Here is a 21684-nt window from a genome sequence, read left to right on the forward strand (position 1 = left end):
GGAGGATTGAGCCATGCTGGCAGGGCGCAATCCCACCCTGGTCTATCGCCGCATCGACTTTGACGCCCGCGTGTCGGGCGCCAATCCCCGCGAATTGCTGGCGGTATGTTACGAACAATTGATCGGATCACTGGGCAGCGCGCTGCTGGCCCAGGAACGCCGCGACAATGCGATGAAAAGCCAGGCCCTGACCCGCGCGCTTTCGGCTCTGACGGCGTTGCAGATGGGCGTGTCAGGCGATGGCCCGGTGGCCGACGCATTGCTGCATATGTACACCGCCGCCCGCCGCGCGGTGCTGGACGGGGTGCTGAACTTTGATCCCGTGGTGATATCACAGGTTCGGCAGGACTTTATTGATATCGCTGAAAGCATTTCGCGGGCCTGAACAGCCGCCCCGGCGCCAACTTGCGGCAAGGCGCGTGCTGTTGTCCGCAGACGCACCGGCCGTTGGCCCGTGACAAGCCAAACTGTAAGGCGCAGGCAGTCCCCAATCGTTACATCAACACTCCGTGGCGATTTGAGGAAATTTTGCGGCGCGCGTCGGCGCAAACACGACGACAAACACGATTTTCTTTTCAAGTATGGTCCAAAATGGGAAATCGATTGATCCTTTCATCAAGGACAAAAGATTACTGCAAACAACAAGATAAATTATTAAGACTTCACTAACTCGGCAACGCCGATGCTTTTACTACGGGTTAATACATAATCTTTTCTTATCTCGTCAGCGCATCAGTTCAGGGTACCCCCGAAACGGAGACATCTGAAGGTCAAATGCTACGCACTTGTTGCTAAGCATTAACCATTGGACCAGGGGGACCAAGCCTTGAATAGCATGACCAGCCTTTTCCTCGTCGATGGTGATGTCCGCCGACGCGCAGCTATCTCACACTGCCTTGCCGGCAGCGGTATCCACGTCGAACCGTTCGAGGATGCTTCAGAACTGATCAGCCGCTGGCCCAAGAACGGGCTGCTGCTGGTGCATGATGACGGACGCGCCATCGGCACACTGCTGACCCAGATGGGACGGCTGGGCCAATGGCTGCCGGTCATCGGCTTTGCCCAGGAACCCAACACGCGACAGGTGGTGCGTGCCGTGCTTGACGGGGCGATCGACTATATCGCCTGGCCCTTTTCCGGGGACGAGATCACCAGCCTGATCCGCAGTGCCGAGGAGAAGGCCGAGGTGTTTGGCAGCACCAAGCTGCGCGAGGCGCTGGCCCGAAGCCGCGTCGACCGCCTGACCAAGCGCGAGCGCGAGGTGCTGGCCGGTGTGGCCGGGGGCCTGTCGAACCGGATGATCGGCGAGAAACTGTCGATCAGCCCGCGAACGGTCGAAATCCATCGCGCCAATATGTTGACCAAAATGGGCGCCAACCACACGTCAGAGGCGATTCGCATCGCGATTGAGGCATCACTGGTCAGTTGAACATGCGCGTGGCGGCCGCGCGTCGCCACGCTGTCCATCCCTGATGATCGGACCAGCCAGGAGCAGACAAGAAGGTGGCGGTTGCAATCGCCCCCAATTAGCCCAACTCCCGGCCTTCATCCGCTACGCTGCCCGACCCTCCTCGCGGGCGGGTGACTGATCATCAGGCTGCGGCCGCCCGGCCATGCCGGCAGCCCGTACCGCCCCTTCGGGCATACCACCCGAAGGGGCGGCTTTCTATTGTCGGCCTGCGATCTGCCATGGCAAAAGGGCCGGCCATCCCCGCGGATGACCGGCCCTTTTGGCGTCATGAAGGAACGGGTCAGGCCTGGTTGCAGCAACCGATGACCGCTTCGCCCAGTTGATCCAGCGGCAGGACCTTTTCGCCGGCATTGGCCGCAACGGCGGCGGCGGGAGTTTCGCCCACGGTGGCGGTGGCTGGATCTTCGACAAAGGTGCGGCACCCCGCATCACGCATCAGCCGCAGCCCCTTGGCCCCATCGCCGCCCATGCCGGTCAACACCGCGCCCACCGCTGGAACACCGGCGCGGGCAATCGTGCCAAACAGCAGCGTGGCCGAAGGGCGCGCGCCGTCCACCGGATCACGCATTACCATGCGCAGCTTGGGCGGGCTGCCGGGTTCGAACACGACATGCTTTTCGGGGTCAGCGGCGACGTGAATCGTCCCCGCCGTCAGCGCCGCGCCGTCCTTGGCCGGGATGATCTTGCACTTCAACTCGCCCGACAGGCGGTTGATGAAGGTGTCGACCAGCGCCGGCTCGCTTTGCAGAATGATCACGGTGGGCGGGCAATCGGCGGGGAAATCGGCCAGCATTTGTGTCAGCGCGTCGATGCCACCCATGCTGGTGGCCAGCGCGACATAATGGCCGTTCCAGGTGAATTGCACCTCATGCGTGCGCGCCTCGCGGTGGTGCGCGGGCTTGCGGTCCTTGACGTTGGAATTGGCGGCGGCCAACACGATCTTGCCCAGCTTGCCCACGGTTTTGGCGAACTGTTCAGGGGTGGCCTTCAGCGGCTTAGGGAAACACTCCACCGCACCCAGTTCATAGGCCTTGAGCGAGGTTTCGGTCCCGCTTTGCGTCAGCGACGAGAGCATCACCACCGGCAATGGGTTGGTGCTCATGATTTCGGCCAGAAATTCGATGCCGCTCATGCCCGGCATTTCAACGTCCAGCGTGACCACATTGGGCTTCAGCTCGGCGATCTGGTCGCGGGCTTCATCGGCGTTGGCCGCTGTCCCCACCACAGTCACATTCTTGGACTGATCCAGAATATCCGAAAACAGCGCGCGCATGGCGGCGGAATCGTCGACGACCAGCACTCTCGCATCGTTCATCTTGGCTTACTTCCCGGTCTGTATTTGCACGTATCGCACGGTTGGCGCGATAAAAGCGATATACGCCCAATGTCATAGTAATTGGCTGACACGGATTAGGTATTGGACCCTATTCCCGGTCTAACAAGCACTTCGTCATTCTTGGTTAACAACAGCCCATATGCGATTCTTTCGTTGACTGCCTTGGCATTATGCCTGGCCTGACGCGTCTGTGTTCTGGGTGCCTTGCGCGGTTTTTCGCAAAGGCAAGGCCACCAGCCACAGCCCGCGCCGGACCTTACGCAAACTTCCGAGGGGCGCTGCAAACAGGCCGTTGCCATTGCCGCGCTACAATTAACCAAAGTCGCCGTTGGTGCCATGGGTCGCAACCCGATTGGTACTTCGGTCGCATGAAGACGCGAACCTCATCTCGCCCTTTGTGCTGATGGAGATGCGAATGCTGGATTGGTTTGAAACGCAGGCGCCCATTCGCGCCAAATTCCGGGTGATCCAAATGGCGATCACGGGTGTATCCTTGCTGGGACTGCTGGCCACGGTGCTGGCGGCTTATGCTGTGGTCGCGCCCCCGGTCGCTATTGCGGTCTCGCTGCTGGCGCTGATTCTGGCGATGACCACCATTCATCTGAGCGGCAACCGGATTGCGACGCCTTACGTCAACACCGTTGTACGGATGGAGGCATTGGCCGACGGCGATACCGACAGCCAGATCGAACGCACCGAATACCATGATTGTGTGGGCCGCATGGCCCGCGCGATGATGGTGTTCCGCGACAACAAGATCGCCGCCGACGCCAGCCATCGCAACCAGCAGATCATTGTCGATCGGCTGAGCGCTGCGCTGCGCGAACTGGCCCAGAGCCGGCTGGACTGTCGCCTGGATGAGCAGATGTCCGGCCTGTACGAACCGCTGCGCCGCGATTTCAACGCCGCGCTCGATTCGCTGTCGGGCGTGATCATGGCCGTGCGCAGCAGCTCGGACGCGGTGCTGAATGGTGCCAGCGAGATCCGCACCGCCACCGATGACCTGTCACAGCGCAACGAGCAGCAAGCCGCCACGCTGGAAGAAACCGCCGCGGCGATGAATCAGGTGACCGACGGCGTCAAGGAATCGGCCCAAAGTGCCGCCGAAGTACAGCGTGCCATCACCGAGACCCATCAGGAAGCCACCGACGGCGGTCAGGTTGTGACCCGCGCGATCGACGCGATGGCCGCGATCGAACATTCCGCGCAGGAAATCAGCCAGATCATCGGCGTGATCGACGGCATCGCGTTCCAGACCAACCTGTTGGCACTGAACGCGGGGGTCGAGGCCGCCCGTGCGGGCGATGCGGGCAAGGGCTTTGCCGTGGTGGCCAATGAAGTGCGCGCCTTGGCGCAGCGCTCGGCCGATGCGGCCAAGGACATCAAGGCGCTGATCTCGACCTCGTCCGAACAGGTGAGCGATGGCGTCGAACTGGTGCGGGCCACCGGCGCGCTGTTGGGCAAGATCGTCCAGCGCGTGGGCGAGATCACCGATCTGGTGTCCGAAATCGCACAAAACGCCGAGGTACAGGCCAGCAGTCTGGAACTGGTCAATTCGGCGGTGGGTGACATGGACCGCGTGACGCAGCAAAACGCCGCCATGGTCGAGGAATCGACCGCCGCCGCCCGTTCGCTGGCCGACGAGGCGCGGGAACTGGGGCAGATCGTCGCCCGTTTCCGCACCAGCGGAGGGGCCACGGCAACCCCAGCCCTGGCCACCGCCCCTGCGGCAAGCGCCGCGTCAATCGCCACGCCCTTTGCCCGCGCCGGTCGCCGGTCGCGGCCCGCGCCCGCCGCGCCCATGGCCGCGGTGCAGGGCAACGCCGCTTTGCAAACCCAGCCTTCGCCCGCACCGCTCGCCGCCTCTGGCGATGACTGGTCCGAATTCTGATCTGCTGGCCGCATCCACCAACAAAAGGACCCAAGCCGATGCGCACCATTCAACTGCCTCCGCGCTGTGACCGGGCCGCCGCCGAAGCGCTATTGCCCGAATTTCAGGCCGCATTGGGCGCCGGCGCGCTGTCGATTGACGCCAGTGAAGCCAAACAGATCGGTCAGGCGATGCTGCAACTGCTGGTCTCTGCCCGGCGCACGGGCGATGGCGCCCATATCAACCCCAGCCCCGCGCTGATCGAGGCCGCGCGTCTGACCGGTCTGGAAGCCGCCTTGTTTGATGGGAGCGTGGCATGACCCCCGAAGAGATCCAGGGCATTTTCTTCGTCGAATGCGAAGAATCGCTGGCCGCCGCCGAACAGGGTCTGGCCGCATGCAAAGCTGGCACACAGGATGCCGACACGATCAACGCCGTGTTCCGTGGTGTCCACTCGATCAAGGGAGGCGCGGGCGCATTCGGTTTTGGCGCGTTGCAGGCCTATACCCACACGTTTGAAACGCTGTTGTCGGATGTGCGCGAAAATCTCGTGCCGATCACGCCCACGCTGATTGATCTGTTGCTGCGCGCGCTGGACGTGCTGGCCGATCACGTCACCGCCGCGCGCGAAGGCGGCAGCCCGCCCGAAGACGCCGCCCTGATCGCCGAAATGGAAGCCAGCATGGCCAATGCCGGGGGTGGCCACGCCGCGCCGCCCGCGCCTGTGGCCGCCGCTCCCGAGCCCGCCCCCACCGCCAGCTATGCCAGCAGCGATGACGAGGACGAGCTGACCAGCGATTTTGATCTGGACAATCTGCTGAACGATCTGGCCGGCGCGCCGCCCGCCGAAATGCCCGCCGACGAGTCCGATGGGTGGGAGGTACACATCCGCGCACATGCCGGCGCCATGCGCAATGGCGGTGAGCCGCTGTTGCTGCTGCGCGAATTGCAGGCACTGGGCGCGCGTTGCACCAATTGCGACTTTGGCGCGGTGCCTTCGCTGGATGATCTGGACACGCATCAAGGCTATCTGGGCTGGACGTTCACTGTTCCCAGCGATGTGTCAGAGAACGCGGTGCGCGATATCTTTGACTTTGTCGGCGACGATTGTCCGATCGCCATCGGCCCATCCGCGACGATGCCCGCGCTGCAGATCGACACGCCCATGGCCGCGCCGCCCCCCCCCGCCCCCGCGCCGCTGGCGCCGGTGGCCGAGACGCCCGCGCCCATCGTCGCCGCAGCCCCTGCGGTCACTGCGCCTGTCGCGCCCGCACCCGTGGCAGAAGCCCCCGTCGCGGCCGCCAATGGTTCGGCGCCGCCGGCCGCGCCTTCGCCCGGCCAATCGATCCGCATCGATCTGGTCAAGCTGGACCGGCTGATCGACACCGTGGGCGAATTGGTGATCGCGCAGGCCATGCTGGCCCAGCGGTTGCAGAACGAAAACGTCCAGTCGACCGAAGAGCTGACGCTGCTGGAAAGCCTGACGCGCGACATTCAGGAAAGCGCCATGTCGATCCGCGCCCAACCGATCGGCAGCGTGTTCAGCCGTGTGCCGCGCATCCTGCGCGAACTGGCGTCCAGCACCGGCAAACATGTGAACCTGCAAGTGTTCGGTGAAACGACCGAGCTGGACAAGACGGTCATCGAACGCCTGGGCGAGCCGCTGACGCACCTGATCCGCAACGCGGTCGACCACGGCATCGAAAAGCCCGAGGACCGCCTGGCCATCGGCAAAAGCCCCGAAGGCACGCTGACCCTGTCGGCAGAGCACCGTTCGGGCCGCATCCTGATCAAGATCAGCGACGATGGCGCGGGCATCAACCGCGCCAAGGTCTTTGCCAAGGCGGTGGAAAAGGGCATCATCAGCCCCGACGCCCAATTGTCCAAGGAAGAGATCGACAATCTGATCTTTGCCGCCGGTTTCTCGACCGCGGCGACGATCACCAATGTGTCGGGCCGTGGCGTGGGCATGGATGTGGTGCGCTCCAACGTCAAGGATCTGGGCGGACGCATCACCATCGAGACAGAAGAAGGCAAGGGCACCACCTTTATCCTGACGCTGCCGCTGACGCTGGCGATTTCGGACGGCATGATCGTCAAGGTGGGTGACCAGACGCTGGTCGTGCCGCTGACGCATGTGGTCGAAAGCCTGCGGCCCGAGCCCAAGGATGTGCAGGGTCTGGGCGCCAACCGCCAGATGCTGAACGTGCGCGGGCGGTTTATCCCGGTCGTTTCGGTGGGCGCCTCCGTCGGGGCAAAGGGCGCTGTCGGCAACCCCTCGCAAGGTGTGCTGATCGTGGTCGACACCGAAAGCGCGGGCCAGGCAGCCCTGCTGGTCGACAACATCTGGGATCAACGGCAATTCGTCATCAAGAGCCTGGATACCCATTATCGCAGCGTCGATGGCGTGGCGGGGGCGACCATTCTGGGTGATGGCCGTGTGGCGCTGATCCTGAATGTCGACACGCTGGTCGCCAGCGCCGTCGCGCCCGGTTACGGTCTGGAAGCGGCATGAACCTGGCGGCCTCCTTTGCCGACAACATGCCAGGCATCAGCCCGGGTGTGTATGACGAGCGCGATTTTCGCGCCGTGGCGGCAATTGTCTATAAAGAGGCGGGCATCATGCTCCCGCCGGGCAAGGCGATGCTGGTCTATTCCCGGCTCTCGCCGCTGGTGCGCGCCAGCGGGCGGGGCACCTTTGCGGCGTATATCCAGCTGATCGAGCAAGACCCCGACGAACGCCGCAAGGCCACCTGCGCGCTGACCACCAACCACACGTTCTTCTATCGCGAGCAGCATCATTTCGAACATTTCGAACAGCAGGTGCGCCCCACCTTGCTGGAGATGCTGGCCGCGCGCGAAGCGGTGCGGATGTGGTCGGCGGGCAGTTCCAGCGGCGAAGAGGTGTTTTCGCTGACAATGACGCTGCTGGGCCCAAACAAGGGCGAAGGCCGCCAGATAGCCAGCCGCGACATCCGCATTCTGGCCAGCGACATTGCCGACCACGCGCTGAAAAAAGCCAGTGAGGGGGTTTATGACCTGCGCGACATGCAGGGTCTGCCTGCCCCCCTGCGCGAGGCATGGGTGAACGTGCAGGGCCAAAGCGGCGCCATTGCCCCCGAAGCGCGCAATCTGGTGCAGTTCAAGCGGCTGAACCTGCATGGCGACTGGCCCATGCGACGCCCGTTTCAGGTGATCTTTTGCCGTAACGTGATGATCTATTTCGACCAACCCACAAAGGAACGGCTGGTAGAGCGCTTTGCCCACACGCTCGTCCCCGGCGGGTTTTTGTACATTGGCCATTCCGAACGCGTCTCCGGCCCCGCCGAAGCGCTGCTGGAACCGGTTGGCCCCACCATCTATCGCAGGAGAGCCCGGTGACGATCCGTGTTCTGATCATTGATGATTCTGCCACCATGCGCGCCGTGCTGGCCGCTCGCTTATCGGGGCATCCTGATATTCAAGTCGTGGGGCTGGCCAACAACGCCAACGAAGGGCGCACCGCAATCAAGGAATTGCAACCTGACGTGGTGACGCTGGACATCGAAATGCCCGGCATGAACGGTCTGGATTTTCTGGACAAGATCATGACCTTGCGGCCCACGCCCGTGATCATCGTGTCAGGTCTGACGCAGGCAGGCAGCGATGTGACGGCGCGCGCCTTGGCGCTGGGGGCGGTGGATTGCTATTGCAAGACCGACTTTTCCGGCAACGCGATGCAGGACGGGGGCAAGCTGGCCGGGCTGGTCCGGCAGGCAGCACAGGTCAAGATCCGCCGCCGCGCGCCCGAATTGCAACAGATGTCGGCCCCGGTTCGCGCGATCAGTGCGGGCGGTGGGCGCGTCAACACCCAGGTGATCGCCATCGGCTCGTCCACCGGCGGGGTCGAGGCCTTGCAGGTGCTGCTCCGCGGTTTCCCCGAGGACTGCCCGCCCGCGATGATCGTCCAGCATGTCGATTCCCGCTTTGCCCCCGCCATCGCGCGCACACTGGATTCAGTCTCGCCGGCCAAGGTGATGCTGGCCGAACCCGACATGCCGATGAAGCGCGGCCACGTCTATCTGGCGCCGGGCGATGACCGGCACATGCTGGTGGCAGGCACCAACACGCTGCACGTCAAACTGCGCCCCGGCGACCCGATTTCGGGACACAGGCCCAGCGTCGACGCGCTGTTCTTTTCGGTCGCGCAGCGGATCGGCCGCAACGCCATCGGCATTTTGCTGACCGGCATGGGCGCCGATGGTGCCAAGGGCCTGCTGGCGATGCATCAGGCTGGTGCCCACACCATCGCCCAGGACGAAGCCAGCTGCACCGTCTTTGGCATGCCGCGCGTGGCCATCTCGCTGGGCGCGGCAGGGGTTGTGGCCCCCATCGGGCGCATCGCCCAACACGCATTTTCCTGAAGGTGATCGTCCATGTCCTATGAAGCCCCTTCACCTATGCCAGCCATCACCCGAATCAACATTTTGCAGGGTCAGGCACGCGTGTCGGCTGGTCCTCGGGTCGAATTTTCAACGGTTCTGGGCAGTTGTGTCGCCACCTGCCTGTTTGATCCAGAGATTGAGGTTGGCGGAATGAACCATTTTCTGCTCGCGGAGCCACCGCCCGGTGCGCACACGGGCGACTTTGACGAACATTACGGCGTCTATCTGATGGAGCTGCTGATCAACGAGATGTTGGCTCATGGTGCGGCCAAATCGCGGTTGCGCGCACATCTGTATGGCGGCGCGAACCTGAATTCGGGCTTTGCCCGGATCGGCACCAAAAATGCCGAATTCGCCAAAGCCTTTCTGGCCAGCGAGCGCATCACGGTGGTGCGCGCCGATCTGGGCGGCACACAGGCCCGCCGCGTGGATTTTCGCCCCGCGCGCGGTCAGGTGCGTTGCCGAACTGTTGAAAACACCCTTGCCCCCGAACCACGTCCTTCGACCCGCCCGCCCGTTGCCCGCGGCGATGTCGAACTGTTCTGATGAAAGCGAGCCGAGAAATGAGCAAGAATACGCGAATTCTGACGGTTGATGACAGCGCCAGCATGCGCGCCCTGCTGAATCATGCGCTCTCCAGCCAGGGTTTTGACGTAAGTCAGGCCGAGGACGGCGAAGTCGCCCTTGAATGGCTGGCCCTGAACGAGGTGGATGTCGTCATCACCGACATCAACATGCCCCGTCTGGACGGCTTTGGCCTGATCGAGAAGCTGCGCCAGGGCAATCGCCACCGCGACCGCCCGATTCTGGTGCTGACCACCGAAAGCAGCGAGGAAAAGAAGGCCCGCGCGCGTCAGGCAGGCGCCACCGGCTGGATCGTCAAACCGTTCGATCCGGAAAAGCTGGTCGCCGCGGTCCGCCGCGTCTCGCACTAAAACACGACGCCTAAAAACACGACGGCTGCCGCCGTTTCTGATCCACGAAGGAGTATCGGCCATGCAACGTGAATTGATCACCTTTGAGGTGGGTGGCCAGGTGTTCGGCATCGACATCATGGCGATCCGCGAAATCCGCGCCTGGACGCCCACGACGCGCCTGCCACACGTGCCCTATTATGTGGCCGGTGTGGTCAACCTGCGCGGGACGGTGTTGCCGGTGATTGATCTGGCGGCGCGTCTAGGCTGGGAATCGACCGAGCCCACCCCTCGCCATGCGATCATCGTCACCCAATTGGGCAGTCAGGCCTGTGGGCTGATTGTTGATTCGGTGTCGGACATCGTCACCATTCAGCAAGAAGCGCTGCAACCGCCTCCAGTCACGGCCAATGACAGCATCGTGGTGTTTCTGGAAGGTTTGGCCGCGATCGAGGACCGCATGGTCATGGTGTTGAACCTGGGCGCCTTGGGCGATGGCGCGGAATTCGGCGAGGCAGCATGACCACCGACAGCCATGTCGCCGCCCATCTGCTGACGGTGTCCGACATCTTGCTGGAACTGGCCAGCGAGATCGAGGAACTGGGCACGGCGCTCTGCATCGATCCGGACATTATGGCGCGACACATCTCGGCGTTGCAGTCCATTGACCTGATCGCGCAAAAACAGCGCTGGCTATCCACGCTGTTGCGGGCCGACTGTCCGGTGGCCGCCGCCGGCAGCATCGACGTCGAGGCTTTGAAGGCTCGCTTTGCCCCGCCGCCGACGCATTGAATCTGGCCGCGCGCGGCATCTTGGGCCTGCCGAAATCTACCTAGGAGCAGCGCGAAATGCGGCTAAGACATCGCTGCTATACCATGATTCGCCGACCCATGGTGGATGCGCCCCCAAAGTGTCCAACCAGAAACGGGTCGGTTTGATCCTTGCCCCAGCCGCCCGTCCCTCCTCCGGCTGGGGCATTTTCATGTCCGGCGCACAGCCGCCGGTGATCGGATCAATGCAGGCTGGAGCCTGACGGGCGCTGCCAGACAGTCATGTCATCGCCCCGCTCGCCACAGCGCAGCGCGGCGGCGCTGGGGGCGGTATCATCCAGCACGGGCCGCCCATCATCGCCATCCAGCACCAAACCGCCCAGATCGGTCACACTGGCCAGCGCCGCGGCCAACGCCGAGATCAGCGCCAGCGCGGGCGTGTCGGCTTCCGAGGTCAGTTCCTCGTCCATGCCGGGCAGATAGACCGACGCGAGGCACCCCCCATCCCCGGCGCGCGAGATCAGATAGCTGGCCAGCTCGGGCATCAGCGAGAGCGCCGCACTGTCATGCGCGCCAACCTGGATCAGCCGGTCATAGCCCGCACGCGGCGGCAGATGGTCCAGCAGCCCGCTGTTGCCGCCGGGCGCGGCCAGCAACAGGGCATGGGCCAGCTCCAGCATGGCGGCTTCCTCGGCCGGTTCGGCCCCGGCGCAGTCGCGGCACAATTCAGCCATGCGCAGGCGCCATTCGGCCGGGGTCATGGCGATTTCGGTGTGGGTGATGGAGGTTTTCTGTGTCATGTCCACCGGTGTTTGTCAGCCCGCGCCACCGGTCAATGTGGCGAGGCAGCAGGATGGCCGGCAAAATGTCCCCTTTCTGGACAAGCGCCAGCCCGAAAGCCCACCGCCCATACCACCGTCCCATGACAGGACAGCATTCAAGCGGCAGGTAAACGCAAATTGCGCAATTCCCCCGCGTCAACCGATCCGGCGCGAATCAGGGAATTCCACGGAATATCAGTAGTTTTACAGATGTTCGCCCGCATCGGAAATTCAATTCCCGCGCCTAGACATATCGCGCTGTCATCGCCGATTTCGGGATTGATGGCGCCATGTTGCGGGGCATCACATCTCGTGGCCCCCGCCCGCAGGACCACACGCATTTGATGCCTACCGCCGCAGCCCCCACCCCACACCGGACAAGCCGTCCTTTGGCGCCAGAACAGATTGCCGACAATCTGGCCCATGTGCCGATGGCGGTGCTGGGCGGGATGATGAACGCGCTGGCCAGCGCCGCCGCCATGTGGAGCAGCGGCCATCATGGCGCGATCCTGAGCTGGTATGCGGCCATTCTGGGCGTGTGCGGCATGCGGTTGCATCTGGCGCGGCGGCGCAACCGGGGCGGCATCACCACGATCGAGCCGGCCCGCGACGGCCTGATAATCGAAACGCTCAGCCTGATATACGGCCTGATCTGGGGCGTGGGCATCGCGGCCACCGGCTTTATCGCCAATTCCACCCAATTTTGCATCATTGCCCTGTTGTCGGGCGGGATGATGGGCGCGGCCGTCCTGTCATACAGCGCCATGGCGCGCGGGGCGGTACTGTTCATGACGCCAATCGCGCTGGGGACGGTGGTGGCATGGTGGGCCTATCCGCCCGCCGACGTGCGCATTGGGGCGATCTGCGCGATGGCCTATCTGATGCTGCTGGCCTATGGCTCTTACGAGCGGCAGGCCGAATTCGTGCAGCGTCTGGACGCCAACCGCGCGCTGGGGGAAACGGCCGCGACGGTGCAATTGCTGCTCAATGATTTCGAGGCGCAGACCGCCGACTGGTTGTGGCAGGTGGATGCACAGGGGCGCATCGTTGCCCCCAACGCCCGCTTTGCCGAGGCCGCCGGGCGCAAGGAAAGCGATCTGGCGGGACACGCGCTGATCGCGCTGTTTGATCCAGGCCCCGCACGCGACACCTTGGCCCGCCATCTGGCCTCGGGGGCGCCGTTCCGCGATCTGGTGCTGACGCTGACCATTGCCGGGGAAACCTGGTGGTGGAGCCTGTCGGCCCGGCCGATGCACGATGACGATACGCCCGGCATGCGTGGCGTTGCCGCCGATGTCACCGCGCAAAAACGCGCCGAAGAGCGCGTCAACCACATGGCGCATTATGACAGCCTGACCAATCTGGCCAACCGCGTGCTGTTCAACCAGACGCTGACCCAGGCGCTGGAACGGCGGCGGGCAAATGATCCGGCGGTGGCGCTGCTGTATCTGGATCTGGACCGGTTCAAATCGGTGAACGACACGCTGGGCCACCCCATCGGCGACCGCCTGCTGTGCGAAGTCGCCCGGCGGCTGGAGGCGGCGGTGCGCCATGACGATATCGTCGCGCGTCTGGGCGGCGATGAATTCGCGCTGATCATCCGTTCCCCCGCCGCGCATACCATCGCCGAAACCGCCGCCCAGCGTATCATCGAAGCCGTGCGCGAGCCTTGCGTGTTTGACGGGGTGCAAGTGTTGACCTCGACCAGCATTGGCATCGCGGTGGCGCGCCCGGGCGAATGCGACGCGGCCACGCTGATGCAGCGATCGGATCTGGCGCTGTATGCCGCCAAGGCGCAGGGCCGCAATTGCTTTGCCCATTTCGAACCGGGCATGGACGCGGCCGCGCGCGAACGCCGCGACATGGAGATCGACATGCGCGCCGCCCTGACGCGGGGCGAGTTCCTGCTGCATTACCAACCGGCCATCGACATCGCCTCGGGCCAGACGGTGGGGTATGAGGCACTGGTGCGCTGGAACCACCCGACGCGCGGCGTGCTCTACCCCGGCGCCTTCATCCCGCTGGCCGAGGAAACCGGGCTGATCCTGCCACTGGGCGACTGGATCCTGAACCGCGCCGTCGAGGATCTGGCCAGTTGGCCCGACCATCTGCGCGTTGCGGTGAACCTGTCACCCAGCCAGTTGCGCAGCGGCCATGTGCTGGGCACGATCATGCGCGCGCTGGCCCATGGCAATGTCGCCCCGCACCGGCTGGAACTGGAAATCACCGAAAGCACCACGCTGCACAACAACGAAACCAGCGTGGCCCAGTTGCACAAGCTGCGCAACATGGGGGTGCGGATCGCGCTGGACGATTTTGGCACCGGCCATTCCTCGCTCAACTACCTGCGCTCGTTCCCCTTCCACAAGATGAAGATCGACCGCTGCTTTGTCGAAGGGCTGGGCCAGCGCGAGGACGCCTTGCCGATGGTGCGGGCGGTGATCGCGCTGGCGCATTCCCTGAACATGGCCACCACCGCCGAGGGCGTCGAACGCCCCGAACAGCTGGACATCCTGCGCGCCGAAGGCTGTACCGAGGCGCAGGGCTATCTGTTTGCCCAGCCCGAACAGGCCTCGGGCATCGCCGATCTGGCCCAACCGGCGGATGCCTCGCGCCGCAGCGCCTGACGGGATTACAGCGCGGCCAATGCGCGTCCCAGACGCGCCCCGCCCAGCCAATCGCGCAACGCCCACAGCGGCAGATCGGGCCGCGCCAGCGCCTTGTCCACGGCATAGGGCCACCAGCCGGGGCCAAAAGGCACATAGACCCGCACCCCCACGCCCATATGCCGCGCCACCGCCATCGTCGCGCGACGGGGCAATCCACGCAATTGCTCCAATTCCACCGGCGTGCCGGAATCGCGCAACAGGCGCAGCGCGGCCTGCGCCACATCGGGGCGATGGGTGGCCACCGCCACCGGCGCGCGGCGACCGGCCAATAGCCGCACCACCGCCAGATAGGCCTGCGCCGAGGGATCGTCCTGCGCCGGATCGGCATCGGCCCATTCGCCCCGCACCAGCCGGATGCGCGCGCCAGTGTCGCGCAAGGCCGCCGCATCCCGCGCCGTCCGCGCCCAGCGCGTGGGCAGCGCCACCCCCGTGGCCGGGTGATCGGGCAGCAACGCCCGCAACACGCCCAATGTCGCATCGGCGTCCTTTGGCGCATGCGCGTCCAGCAGGATCGAACGCCCGACATCGCGCGCCAACATCGCCACCCCGCCCAACAGGCCCGGATCAAACCGCATCGGCGGCGCCTTGACCGACAGATAGGCATCCCCCGTCAGGCACATCAGCATCGCCGCATTGGCCTGCGCGATTGTCTGAGGATCGGCATGGGTTGCCTGAAAATACCCCGGCGTGGCCGCAATTCCCCTGCGCGTCAGGCGGGCGATCAGGCTGGCGGTGGATGCAGCCACCGGCCCGGCATGATGGGCCTCGATCCAGCCGGGCAGGGCATAGCGCGCATCACGCGCCCGCGCCCACACGCTCTGTACCAAAGCCCGGCTCATGCGCCGCGCGCCTGCCGCCCGATCCAGCGCTGCCGCAGCCTTTCGCGCGCCCACGCCGCCCCGTCCAGCGCCAGCGCCACCGTCCCGCGCAACCCCCATGGATAGGTGCGCAAACGCAGGCATTCATGATGCTCCCGCGTCCAGAACGCGGCAATCCACGGCTCCATCCCGCCCATCAATTCATACGCGGCCAGATTGGCCTGCGCGGCATAGCGCAGCGTGTGTAGCATCAACAATGTGCCGGGCGAACATTTGGCATAGTTCTCGTCAAAGCCGATCTTGAACAGCCAGAAACGATCGGCCATTTCCAGCGCCAGTTGCACCGCCACCGGCCGGTTATCGATCCGCATGAACGCGATGCGCAGCGTGCCCTCATTGCAGCAATCGCGGAAATAGGCACGAAAGAATGCTTCCTTGGCCGGATCGGCGGCGATGGCGGTGCCTGCCGTTTCCTTCCATCCGGCGCGTTCCACCGCGATCGCCTCGTCGAACAAGGTGTCGAATTCGGCCGGATCGGGGGCGATCACCTCATAAAACACCCGACCCAGCGCCTGTGCCCGGCGGGCGGCGCGGCGAAAATCCGATCGGCGGCCCGGGTTGAAATGGCTTTCGGGATCGCGCCAACTGTCGTCCAGCGCGATGGTGGGACACCCCGTGGCGGGGCGCTGCAACACCAGCCCGCGGCCCTTCATCTCGGCGCGCAGGGCGTCTGGCAGTAATGAGTTGGCCGGCACCCGGTCCAATGCGACCGGACGGCGTTGCCGCGCCACCGCACGGGCCAGCATGCGGGCCGATTGCGGGCTGTCATACAAGGCATCGCCGGGCTCGAACACTTCGCGCGCACCCGCCATGCGCCAACGCGCGAACCAGCCACGCGCGCGGCACAATGGCAAAACGCCGCCTACGCCACCGGGGCGGCGCACCATCACCACATGCATTGGCACATCGCGCAACATTGTCCGGGCCAGCGCCTGCGTGAACAGACGGCTTTGCGTTGGCAGAAAGGCGGCCACTTCCAGTTGGTGCCAGGCACGTTGCACCCCTTGCGCCGCAAGGCAGCGGTGCAGGGCGTGAGTCCGGGGCTGATAGATGGTGTCCCCATCCACTGGCCTCATCTGAGAATCGATGAAATCGTGACGCACGCCAAAGCCCCCTTGGCAGTGCGGGGTAACGGCAAAGCGTTGAGAAATTGGTTATGCCGTGGGCATTTACCGTCGCCCCCAGCAGGGGCGAAGCCATGACGGCGGTGCCTGCAACGGACAAAAAAAACCCGGCCGAAGCCGGGCTTTGAAAGTTTTGGGAGAGGATGCCTGAAAGGCCTTTTCCGTTTATTGCGGCGCAGCATTCCACGCAAGGAGAAATTAAAGAAATAATCCATATAGGATAATAAATCTCACCGAGCCTCCGATTTGGGTTAAAATTGCCCGTTTCGTGGCGTTTTTCCGTCGACAGTCCGGTAAAGCTCGGCGAATCACGGCTGCCCCTCCCCTGCCGTCCGTCCTTGGCACAGTGCCTTGCCAGTTTTGCGCAATCCTTTGCCAAACCGGATTGAACCACGGACATAACCTATATGGCTCTTTACAAGCCTGTCATGACGCCACATTCCTATCGCACCGGGGCCAGACGGTCTCCATCACGGCGGCGGAAACTGTCGGGATCGGCCGCCTCCCACCACCGGCGCAATTGTTCATGCCCGGTGCCGTTCAACAATTCGCCCGCCTGAACAAAGGGATAGATCTCGTCCATCTGGCGCATTTCGGCGACATTGATGCGTTGGCGCAGATGCGAAGGGCGGAAATCCGAAGGGCTGTCCAACCCCGCCGCCACCACGATTTCGTGCAAGGCGTGGACCGTTGCACGGTGGAAACGCGCCACCCTTTCAGCCTTTTCCTCAACCACCAGCGCGCGCTGACGCGCGGGCGATTGTGTGGCGATGCCGGTGGGGCAATGGCCGGTGTGGCACTGGCGCGACTGAATGCACCCCAGCGAGAACATGAAGGCGCGCGCCGCATTACACCAATCCGCCCCCAGCGCGGCGTTGATGGCGATCGACGCCCCCGATGTCACCTTGCCACTGGCGGCCAGCCGCACCTGCCCCTTCAGCCCGGCCCCCACCAGCGCGTTGCGCGCCAGTATCAGCCCTTCGCGCAGGGGCATCCCCATGCGGTCGGACAATTCCTTGGGCGCGGCGCCGGTTCCACCCTCGGCCCCGTCGATGACGATGAAATCCAGCGTGATGCCCGTTTCCACCATCGCCTTGGCAATGGCGAACAATTCATGCGGCAGGCCAACGCACAGTTTCAGTCCCACGGGCTTCCCCCCTGACAGCTCACGCAGCCGGGCGGCAAATTCCACCAATTCGCGCGGCGTACGGAATGCCGAATGCCCCGGCGGGCTGATGCAATCCTGCCCCATGGCGATGCCGCGCGTGGCGGCGATCTCTGGCGTGATCTTGGCGGCGGGCAACATGCCGCCATGGCCCGGCTTGGCGCCCTGGCTCAGCTTGATCTCGATCATGCGTACCGAATCAGCGGCGGCATGGTCGGCAAACATCGCCGGATCAAACCGCCCCTGCGCGTCCCGACACCCGAAATAGCCGGACGCGATCTGCCACACCACATCGCCGCCATGCGCCAGATGATAGGGCGACATCGCCCCCTCGCCCGTGTCGTGATAACATCCGGCGGTCTTGGCCCCCAGATTCAGCGCGGCAATGGCATTGGCCCCCAAGGCACCAAAACTCATCGCCGAAATGTTCAGCCGCGAGGCCATATAGGGCCGCGCGCATTGGTCCGACCCCACCTTCACCCGCATGTCCTTGGGCGCGTCAGGGTTGGGCTGCATCGAATGGGCCAGCCATTCATACTCGCCGGAATAGACGTCCAGATCGGTGCCAAAGGGATGCGCGTCCACCGTCCCATGCGCACGGGCATAGATCAGCGCGCGCTCGTCATGGTTGAACGGGCGGCCATCCAACTCGCCCTCGACGATATAGGCGTGCAGATAGGGGCGCAGCCATTCAAAGAACCAGCGCATCCGCGCCGAACCCGGAAAATTGCGGCGCAGCGCATGTTCACGCTGGGTCAGATCGTACAGGCACACCGCCAGCACCGGCAACAGCAGCACCAGCCCCCACAGGCATTGCCGCGTGTGCAGCCCCGCCAACACCGTTGCCAGCGTCAGCCCGCCCGATCCCCACAGCACCCCATTGCGCGTCAACGCCGCATCGCTGAACAATGCGGCAAACAATCCCGGCCGGGCCATCCCATCCTCCCTTTGGTCGCGGCCCGCAGCCTACGCGCGCCCATCCGCCGCGTCGATGATCCGTATCAGCAAAAAGGGGCGGAACAGCCTGTCGCCGCCCGCCCCCTTTTTTGCCTTACGCCGCGCTGATCACCAGATCTTCACACGCTTTTCAGGCGCGATGAACATCTTGTCCGCCGGTTGCACACCAAAGGCGGTGTACCATGCCTCGACATTGCGCAGCGGCCCCAGAATGCGATAGCGCGAGGGGCTGTGCGGATCGGTTGCCACCTGATTGCGCAGTGCGTCCTCGCGCCGCTTGGCCCGCCACACCTGCGCATAGGCCAGGAAGAAGCGCTGATCACCGCTGACGCCATCCAGCGCAGGCGCGGCCTGACCATTCAGCGACCGGCGATAGGCATCCAGCGCCACCTGCACCCCGGCAAAGTCGGCGATGTTTTCGCCCATGGTCAGATCGGGATTGATGAACACGCCCGGCAACACCTCGAAGGCGGCATATTGCGCGCCAAAGGCCTTGGCCTCGGCCTCGAAACGCTTGCCATCCTCGGCCGTCCACCAGTCGCGCACGGCCCCGGTGGCGTCGATCTTGCGGCCCTGATCGTCAAATCCATGGCTGATTTCATGCCCGATCACCGCGCCAATCGCGCCGTAATTCACCGCGTCATCAGCGTTCAGGTCAAAAAAGGGCGGTTGCAGGATGGCGGCGGGGAACACGATCTTGTTCTCCAACCCGCCATTATAGGCATTCACCGTCTGGGGCGACATTGCCCACTTCTTGCGGTCCACCTTTTGCCCCAGATCGGCCATGTAATAGGCGGCGTTGAACGCACCCGCCCGCTGCACATTGCCATACAGATCGCCCGCGACAATCTTCAGCCCGACATAGCTGCGCCACTTGTCCGGATAGCCCACCATCACATCCATGCGCGACAGCTTGTCCAGCGCGGCCGCCTTGGTCGGCGCGCTCATCCAGCTGTTGGCGCGGATGCGGTCACCCATCGCCAGCTTCAGATTGGCGACCAGCACCTCCATCTTGGCCTTGGCCTGCGGGGTGAAATATTTGGCGACATAGGTCTGGCCCACCATCTCGCCCAGACTGCCGTTGACCAGATCGACGCCGCGCTTCCAGCGGGGGCGGATCTGCTGCACGCCCGACAGGGTCTTGGTATATTCGAACTGGCTGTCGACCATCGCCTTGTTCAAATAGGGCGAGGCCTGATTGGCGATATGGAACATCTGCCACAGCTTGAGCGTGGCCAGCGGCGTTTCGCCATACAGCGCGGCCAGATCGCGCACGGCGGTCTTTTCCCCCACGATCATGCGCTTTTGCGGGGCGATATGCGCGCCGGCAAACAGCGCCCCCCAATCCAGCCCCGGCGCATAGGCGGCCAGTTCGGCGCTGGACATCGGGTTGTTCAGCTTGTCCAGATCGCGGCGGCTGGCGATGTCCCAGCTGCGCTTGGCGATCTGCGTCTCGAACGCCAGAATGGTCTTGGCCCCGGCGGCCGGGTCGGCATAGCCAATGGCCTTCAACGTGCGCTCGACATAGGCGGTATAGGCATCCAGCTGCGGCTTGAACCGCGGGTTCAGGTAATAGTCGCGCTCGGGCAGGCCCAGCCCCGATTGCCCCACGCCCAGCACGTTGATCGTCGGGTCCACCGTGTCGGGCATCACGTCAAAACCGATCAGCGAATTGCCGAACCGCCCCATGGTCCCGCCCATGTGGCGGGCAAAGGCAGTCTTGTCCTTGATCGCGCGGACCACGGCCAGATCGGCCATTAACGGCTTGAGCCCCAGCGTCTCCAGCCGCGCCTCGTCCATGAAGCTGGCATACAGCGCGCCATATTGGGTGCCGGCCGGGGCCTGGGTGATGATGCCCTTGATCTGGCCCTGCACATTCTCGCGCAGGTCATAGAACGTGCCCGCGTTCGGGCGATCCGCCTCGATCGGGGTGGTGTCGATCCAATGGCCGTTGACGTAACGTTCAAAGTCATCGCCCGGACGGACAGCCGTGTCGCGCGCGCCCAGATCCACACCCCACGATCCAAACGCCGCCTTGGCGGTGCTGGCCACCGCCGCCCCCGTGCCCTGCGCCGCCAAAGGCACAGCCACCGCCGCGCCCACCGCCGAAACGGCGATCGACAGGGCCAGCATTGTTTTACGACGAGAGGCGGTGGTCATCTTCGCATGTTCCCTTACTGACATTCTGGAAAGTGGGGTGTGTAATACAGCCTTGCGCCCATGCCTAACGGGATTTGCGCCCGTTCATCTGCGGGCAAGCTTTGCCCCGTTCAGTCCGACGCGGCCGCATCCACCAGCCCCAGCGCCATTTCTGCCGCCCGCACCGTGTTTGACAAGAGGCAGGCGATGGTCATCGGCCCCACACCACCGGGCACCGGGGTGATGACGCGGGCATGGTCCATTTCGTCGGCACAGGCATCGCCCACCACGCGTTTCGCGCCATCGGCATCGACAACCCGGTTGATCCCCACATCAATCACCACCGCGCCCGGCTTTACCCAATCGCCGCGCACCAATCCCGGCACCCCCGCCGCCACGACGATGATATCGGCGGTGCGGGCAATGTCGGGCAGGCCGCGCGTGTGGATATGGGTGACGGTCACGGTGCATTCCCGCTCCAGCAGCAACAGCGCGACCGGCTTGCCCACGATGTTCGATTTGCCGATGACCACGGCCTTCATGCCCTTCAGGTCGTCGAACACCTGATCCAGCAGGATCATGCAGCCCAGCGGCGTACAGGGCACTAGCCCGCCCGTGCCCGTGGACAGTCGCCCGACATTGACCGGATGGAACCCATCGACATCCTTGTCCGGCGAAATCGCCCCCAGCACCCGGTCGGACGAGATCTGCTGCGGCAAAGGCAATTGCACCAGAATGCCATGCACCGCAGGATCGGCGTTCAACGCGGCGATCAGCGCCATCAGATCGCTCTCGGCGGTGTCGGCCGGCAGGCGATGCTCGATCGAGCGGATGCCCACCCGCGCCGCCGCCCGTTTCTTGCGCCCGACGTAGATCGCGCTGGCCGGGTCCTCACCCACCAGCACCACGGCCAGCGCCGGGTGACAATCGTGCTGTTGCTGCAATTGGACGATGCGGTCGCGCACCTCGCCCTCGATACGCTGGGCGATCAGATCGCCGCGCAGGATCTCCACCATGTTTCGCTCTCCCTTGGGCGGGAATGGCTTGCCCCGCGCCCGCTCCGTGGGAATGCTATATCACATAGCGAACGCCGCGTCAGCCATGGCTCGGCAGGCAAAGGCGCGATTTGTGAAACACCGCAAGCTT

Annotated in this window: 19 protein-coding genes; 12 read left to right on the forward strand and 7 right to left on the reverse strand. The window is 64.2% G+C overall.

Annotation, left to right across the window (positions count from 1 at the left end; genetic code table 11):
• Positions 1 to 13: 13 nt before the first annotated feature.
• The gene (locus GTZ99_RS13290; RefSeq protein WP_161719654.1) at positions 14 to 385 is read left to right on the forward strand and encodes a flagellar protein FliS; all 372 of its coding nucleotides are present in this window, start codon (positions 14 to 16) and stop codon (positions 383 to 385) included.
• A 450-nt stretch (positions 386 to 835) separates the two neighbouring features.
• A complete protein-coding gene (locus GTZ99_RS13295) occupies positions 836 to 1429 on the forward strand; it encodes a response regulator transcription factor (RefSeq protein WP_227711340.1) in 594 nt (197 codons plus the stop codon).
• A gap of 322 nt (positions 1430 to 1751) precedes the next feature.
• Here GTZ99_RS13295 and GTZ99_RS13300 read toward each other — a convergent pair whose 3' ends face one another.
• Positions 1752 to 2786, reverse strand: coding sequence for a chemotaxis protein CheB (locus tag GTZ99_RS13300; RefSeq protein WP_161719658.1), 1035 nt, complete (start codon positions 2784 to 2786; stop codon positions 1752 to 1754).
• A 436-nt stretch (positions 2787 to 3222) separates the two neighbouring features.
• Here GTZ99_RS13300 and GTZ99_RS13305 point away from each other — a divergent pair, with 436 nt between their 5' ends.
• The 9 genes from GTZ99_RS13305 (at position 3223) to GTZ99_RS13345 (ending at position 10807) form a co-directional block, all read left to right on the forward strand.
• On the forward strand, positions 3223 to 4698 hold the full coding sequence (locus tag GTZ99_RS13305; RefSeq protein WP_161719660.1) for a methyl-accepting chemotaxis protein: 1476 nt from the start codon (positions 3223 to 3225) through the stop codon (positions 4696 to 4698).
• A gap of 38 nt (positions 4699 to 4736) precedes the next feature.
• Positions 4737 to 4997, forward strand: a complete 261-nt coding sequence (locus GTZ99_RS13310; RefSeq protein WP_161719662.1) for an STAS domain-containing protein — start codon at positions 4737 to 4739, stop codon at positions 4995 to 4997.
• The gene (locus GTZ99_RS13315; RefSeq protein ID WP_161719664.1) at positions 4994 to 7192 is read left to right on the forward strand and encodes a chemotaxis protein CheA; all 2199 of its coding nucleotides are present in this window, start codon (positions 4994 to 4996) and stop codon (positions 7190 to 7192) included. Before GTZ99_RS13310 ends, GTZ99_RS13315 begins: the two co-directional genes overlap by 4 nt.
• On the forward strand, positions 7189 to 8058 hold the full coding sequence (locus GTZ99_RS13320) for a CheR family methyltransferase (protein ID WP_161719666.1): 870 nt from the start codon (positions 7189 to 7191) through the stop codon (positions 8056 to 8058). The genes GTZ99_RS13315 and GTZ99_RS13320 overlap by 4 nt, the downstream gene beginning before the upstream one ends.
• Positions 8055 to 9080 carry a protein-glutamate methylesterase/protein-glutamine glutaminase gene (locus tag GTZ99_RS13325; RefSeq protein WP_161719667.1) on the forward strand — a complete coding sequence of 342 codons (1026 nt, stop codon included), beginning with the start codon at positions 8055 to 8057 and terminating at the stop codon, positions 9078 to 9080. The genes GTZ99_RS13320 and GTZ99_RS13325 overlap by 4 nt, the downstream gene beginning before the upstream one ends.
• 12 nt (positions 9081 to 9092) lie before the next feature.
• Positions 9093 to 9647 (forward strand): chemotaxis protein CheD, encoded by a 555-nt coding sequence (locus GTZ99_RS13330; protein ID WP_406818599.1) that lies wholly within the window; start codon positions 9093 to 9095, stop codon positions 9645 to 9647.
• A 17-nt stretch (positions 9648 to 9664) separates the two neighbouring features.
• On the forward strand, positions 9665 to 10036 hold the full coding sequence (locus tag GTZ99_RS13335) for a response regulator (protein ID WP_161719669.1): 372 nt from the start codon (positions 9665 to 9667) through the stop codon (positions 10034 to 10036).
• Between the two features lie 61 nt (positions 10037 to 10097).
• Positions 10098 to 10538: a chemotaxis protein CheW gene (locus GTZ99_RS13340; RefSeq protein ID WP_161719671.1), complete on the forward strand. Its 441-nt coding sequence runs from the start codon at positions 10098 to 10100 to the stop codon at positions 10536 to 10538.
• On the forward strand, positions 10535 to 10807 hold the full coding sequence (locus tag GTZ99_RS13345; RefSeq protein ID WP_201742530.1) for a hypothetical protein: 273 nt from the start codon (positions 10535 to 10537) through the stop codon (positions 10805 to 10807). Before GTZ99_RS13340 ends, GTZ99_RS13345 begins: the two co-directional genes overlap by 4 nt.
• 220 nt (positions 10808 to 11027) lie before the next feature.
• On the opposite strand, the gene GTZ99_RS13350 is transcribed toward GTZ99_RS13345, so the two are convergent.
• Entirely contained in the window at positions 11028 to 11585 is a 558-nt protein-coding gene (locus tag GTZ99_RS13350; RefSeq protein WP_161719673.1) for a hypothetical protein, read from the reverse strand.
• 410 nt (positions 11586 to 11995) lie between these two features.
• Between GTZ99_RS13350 and GTZ99_RS13355 the strand changes: the two genes are divergently transcribed.
• The gene (locus GTZ99_RS13355) at positions 11996 to 14233 is read left to right on the forward strand and encodes a putative bifunctional diguanylate cyclase/phosphodiesterase (RefSeq protein ID WP_161719675.1); all 2238 of its coding nucleotides are present in this window, start codon (positions 11996 to 11998) and stop codon (positions 14231 to 14233) included.
• A 5-nt stretch (positions 14234 to 14238) separates the two neighbouring features.
• Here GTZ99_RS13355 and GTZ99_RS13360 read toward each other — a convergent pair whose 3' ends face one another.
• The 5 genes from GTZ99_RS13360 to GTZ99_RS13380 form a co-directional block, all read right to left on the reverse strand.
• Positions 14239 to 15114, reverse strand: coding sequence for a proline dehydrogenase family protein (locus GTZ99_RS13360; RefSeq protein WP_161719677.1), 876 nt, complete (start codon positions 15112 to 15114; stop codon positions 14239 to 14241).
• Entirely contained in the window at positions 15111 to 16154 is a 1044-nt protein-coding gene (locus GTZ99_RS13365) for a GNAT family N-acetyltransferase (protein WP_161719679.1), read from the reverse strand. The genes GTZ99_RS13360 and GTZ99_RS13365 overlap by 4 nt, the downstream gene beginning before the upstream one ends.
• 565 nt (positions 16155 to 16719) lie before the next feature.
• Positions 16720 to 18378 carry an FMN-binding glutamate synthase family protein gene (locus tag GTZ99_RS13370; RefSeq protein ID WP_161719681.1) on the reverse strand — a complete coding sequence of 553 codons (1659 nt, stop codon included), beginning with the start codon at positions 18376 to 18378 and terminating at the stop codon, positions 16720 to 16722.
• A gap of 129 nt (positions 18379 to 18507) precedes the next feature.
• Positions 18508 to 20559, reverse strand: a complete 2052-nt coding sequence (locus GTZ99_RS13375; RefSeq protein WP_227711342.1) for a M13 family metallopeptidase — start codon at positions 20557 to 20559, stop codon at positions 18508 to 18510.
• A gap of 110 nt (positions 20560 to 20669) precedes the next feature.
• Positions 20670 to 21554, reverse strand: a complete 885-nt coding sequence (locus GTZ99_RS13380; protein ID WP_161719682.1) for a bifunctional 5,10-methylenetetrahydrofolate dehydrogenase/5,10-methenyltetrahydrofolate cyclohydrolase — start codon at positions 21552 to 21554, stop codon at positions 20670 to 20672.
• Positions 21555 to 21684 lie beyond the last annotated feature (130 nt).

Source organism: Novosphingobium ovatum, assembly GCF_009909235.1.
Lineage (GTDB): Bacteria > Pseudomonadota > Alphaproteobacteria > Sphingomonadales > Sphingomonadaceae > Novosphingobium > Novosphingobium ovatum.